Below are 3,251 nucleotides of genomic sequence, written 5' to 3'. Positions count from 1 at the left end.
CAAGATGAGTGATGCCAACGCTCAGGCACTCGTAGTCGAGTACGCCAAGACTGTCATTTCGCTGGAGGGCGATTTCCTGCGTCCCTTGACGGTCGACCTCGCAGAATTCAGGGAACAACCCGCAGTTGTCTCCGATCCCTTCGACCTTCGCTGCTATACGACCAACCGCTTTATTCGAAGCGTGGATACATACCGCGGCGTGCTGTTGAAGGATCTGATTCTGAGAGCGGGCTTGCAACCCGAGCCGGCAGGACAATTCAAGCGAACAGTTTTTATCGCCGTGGCGCAGGACGGGTACGCCGTGATTTTCTCGTGGCACGAGTTGTTCAATACGCCCGTAGGAGAGCGCGTGATCGTGGCTTATGAGTGTGGTGGCCGGACGATCACCAGCGAGGAGGGCGCGCCTATATTATTTTCCGGCGCGGATATTCTTCCAGCGCCGCGTCATGTAAAGCGGCTTGCGCGAATCGTGGCCCGCGTATTGACGGTCTAGACCACACTAAGCATTTGACTGCGAGCGCCGTGTGCAGCGCTCGCCTTCAATGCTAAATCAGAACTTGTGGCGCAAGCCGATACGAACCGCTACCTGGTTGTTCGCGCCCGTCCCCGAGTTGCCGAGGAAGCTGGAACTCGAACCAATTTCCGCCTGCACCGGAACGTTACGGCCATTGACCGTGTTGCTGCCAGACGCCTTCTGGTAAGCCACGATTCCGTAGACATCGGTACGCTTTGAGAACGCGTAGTCCAGCACGCTGTTGACCTGATGCCACTTGCCTTCGAAGTGGTCATCGAGCTTCGAGAACGTGTAGCCCAGGCCGGCGCTCAATGCCGGCGTGAATGCGTACTTTCCGCCCAGTTCATAGTTGTTCAGCTTCGACTCTGCGCCGGCGATCGGCTCGAACCTGGTGTGGGTCCAGAGGCCCCAGACCGTGCCGGCGCCAATCGTGTAGCGCGCGCCGACGCCAAAGGTTTCGAGGTCACGCAAGCCGCCCGTGTTCACGTTGGCGATGCTTACGCTGAATGCAGGCGTGGCGCCATTCGGGAAGCGGATGTTCGTGTAGGCTGCGCCAATGCCGAACGGGCCTTGCGCATAGTTCACACCCGCGCTGACCGTGCTCGACGAACCTTGCGTGGTCGTGGTGCCGGCGGTCGTGGTCGGCGAACCGGCGAACGATCCCGCCTGGTTCGAGAAGCCGTACAAGGCGCCGAAGGTCAGGCCCGAGAAACCGGCGCTGCTGAACTTGATCGAGTTGTTGATACGGCTGGACGTGAGCTGGTCCAGGTCGTTGATGTGGTATGCGTAGTTGCCGGCGGGCGTCTGGCCGCCCATTGAATAGTTGCCGCCGAGGTAATCGGTCGAAAACGAATACTGACGGCCGAGCGTCACCGAGCCAATCCCTTTCTTCGCTATGCCCACATACGCCTGACGGCCGAACAGCGCGCCGCCCTGACCCAGCGTGCCGTCGCCGGAGCTGAAGCCGCTTTCCAACGTGAAGATGGCTTGCAGGCCGCCACCCAGGTCTTCTGCACCGCGCAGGCCCCAGCGGCTTCCTTGGGCAACGCCGTCGCCATAGCGGATCAAATGGTCGTGTCCGGTGGCCGTTGCTGCATTGCTGACATAGCTCACACCGGCGTCGATCAAACCATAAAGCGTCACGCTGCTTTGTGCATGTGCGACTACGCCGAACGTACTCAGTGCGGCCGCCGCCACGATCTTCATTTTCATTGATCTTTCCTGGTTTTGTATTAGGTCGATGCTGCTAAGGTGTGCAGCGATCAGGCTTTTATTGCAGGTGTATTTCGATTGCGAAATATCGACCGGAATATAACGATACGTCAGCATTTGGTAAACGTGATTTTCGGGTTTGTATGGTTCCTGACACAATGGCTTGACGACATCTGCGGCGTGGCATACTGGTCGCCCACGCGGTTCGACTCATGCTTGATGCTCATCAATGGCACGTCCTGGCCCAATGCACAGAACCCGCGCTGACCTGATTGCGGCGTCGGCAAATCCGCATTCCTCTGACACCGTTTTATTCGCCACGCTGCTTTGTGCGCACGATGAACCGCATCTGCTGGGGTTATCGCGCGAGCAAACGGCTTGGCTCTACACACGGCATTTCGGTGGGCTGGCGGCACCCATTGCCAAGGTAGGGATTCAATCAGAAGAGAACGCGGCGTTCGTTGAAACGCTTAGCCGTTTTTTGCTAAGTCATAGTGCCGATTCCGCCGATACGACGAACGCGCAGTGTGTAGCGACGATCATCGCGCATGCGTGCTTGCGGCCCGATCATTTATGGCGTGACCTGGGCCTTGGCGGGCGTGATGAAGTCACTGCAATGCTTGGCCGATATTTTCCAGCGCTCGCAATGCGCAATACCGACGGAACGCGATGGAAGAAATTCCTGGCTCGAGAACTCGCGCTGTCGATGGGCATGGCGCCGCAACCCGCACCCGGATGTCCCGACTGCGAAGATTTCGGCTTTTGTTTTGGTCCCGGGACATAGCGCGGGGGACATCTCATCCAGCCGGCCTGCATAAGCCTCGGTCCGCGTCGCTCGTGTATGCTTTCGCGCATGGCCAAATCCACGAAAGCCCCGACCCCATCCGCATCGAATCAACCCGAGGTGCGTTTTCGCATGCGCATCCGGCAGGCGGATGCCGTTGCGATCGGACCGGGGAAAATCGATCTGCTCGAAGCCGTGCGGGAACACGGTTCCATTTCGGCCGCTGCGCGAAGTCTGAACATGTCATACAGGCGGGCGTGGCTGCTTATCGATGAGTTGAACCGGACGCTGAAGACGCCGGCGACGTCGTCGGAGACAGGTGGCTCGTCAGGTGGCGGGTGTGTGCTGACGCCGGTCGGCGAAAAGATCGTGCGGTTGTATCGGGAGATTGAAGAAGAAGCGGCAAGGAGTTGCTCGCCGCAGATTTCCGCGCTGACCCGGATGATGAAGCGCTAAGATTCGATTGCGCCGGCTTAGCCGTGCCGCAGGCAAAAGTGCGAGGCCGGGGGGTGCGAAGCTGTGCGCCTTAGTCGCGCCATCAATTCCATGAAGCTCGCGACGCTCGCGGTTCTCACCGGGTAGTAATCGACTTGATGCCGATCACACACGCGCTTAAGCAGATTCATGGAATCGTGATCGATGCAATCCACCGGAAATACCACGATATCCGCGCGCGGCAACGCAGCGGCAAACATGCCCTTGCGATCCTCTATGCCGCCGTCGTGCACGACAAAATCCCCG

The 3,251-nt window shown here is 58.9% G+C and carries 5 protein-coding genes; 3 read left to right on the top strand and 2 right to left on the bottom strand.

The annotated features are described in order from the left end of the window. Positions 1–4 precede the first annotated feature (4 nt). Positions 5–493: a molybdopterin-dependent oxidoreductase gene (locus tag ACFFAR_RS28815; protein ID WP_174363704.1), complete on the top strand. Its 489-nt coding sequence runs from the start codon at positions 5–7 to the stop codon at positions 491–493. Between the two features lie 57 nt (positions 494–550). On the opposite strand, the gene ACFFAR_RS28810 is transcribed toward ACFFAR_RS28815, so the two are convergent. Beyond that, on the bottom strand, positions 551–1,726 hold the full coding sequence (locus ACFFAR_RS28810) for a porin (RefSeq protein ID WP_174363703.1): 1,176 nt from the start codon (positions 1,724–1,726) through the stop codon (positions 551–553). A gap of 247 nt (positions 1,727–1,973) precedes the next feature. Here ACFFAR_RS28810 and ACFFAR_RS28805 point away from each other — a divergent pair, with 247 nt between their 5' ends. Both ACFFAR_RS28805 and ACFFAR_RS28800 read left to right on the top strand, forming a co-directional pair. Next, positions 1,974–2,510 carry a nitrogen fixation protein NifQ gene (locus ACFFAR_RS28805; protein ID WP_375508968.1) on the top strand — a complete coding sequence of 179 codons (537 nt, stop codon included), beginning with the start codon at positions 1,974–1,976 and terminating at the stop codon, positions 2,508–2,510. 132 nt (positions 2,511–2,642) lie between these two features. Continuing rightward, complete coding sequence (locus ACFFAR_RS28800) at positions 2,643–2,966, top strand: winged helix-turn-helix domain-containing protein (RefSeq protein WP_197672690.1); 324 nt, start codon at positions 2,643–2,645, stop codon at positions 2,964–2,966. A 17-nt stretch (positions 2,967–2,983) separates the two neighbouring features. Here the strand turns inward: ACFFAR_RS28800 and ACFFAR_RS28795 are convergent. Next, positions 2,984–3,251: DUF2325 domain-containing protein (locus tag ACFFAR_RS28795; protein WP_174363701.1), on the bottom strand; the 268-nt coding region annotated here is incomplete at its 5' end.

This window comes from uncultured Caballeronia sp. (assembly GCF_964243625.1).
Lineage (GTDB): Bacteria > Pseudomonadota > Gammaproteobacteria > Burkholderiales > Burkholderiaceae > Caballeronia.
This window is presented reverse-complemented; position numbering and strand designations above follow the sequence as displayed.

What these genes read in the sequence shown, in the direction of transcription:
- ACFFAR_RS28800 (WP_197672690.1), top strand. Translation starts at nt 2,643, where the DNA reads ATGCGCATCCGGCAGGCGGATGCCGTTGCGATCGGACCGGGGAAAATC.
- ACFFAR_RS28815 (WP_174363704.1), top strand. Translation starts at nt 5, where the DNA reads ATGAGTGATGCCAACGCTCAGGCACTCGTAGTCGAGTACGCCAAGACT.
- ACFFAR_RS28805 (WP_375508968.1), top strand. Translation starts at nt 1,974, where the DNA reads ATGCACAGAACCCGCGCTGACCTGATTGCGGCGTCGGCAAATCCGCAT.
- ACFFAR_RS28810 (WP_174363703.1), bottom strand. Translation starts at nt 1,726, where the DNA reads ATGAAAATGAAGATCGTGGCGGCGGCCGCACTGAGTACGTTCGGCGTA.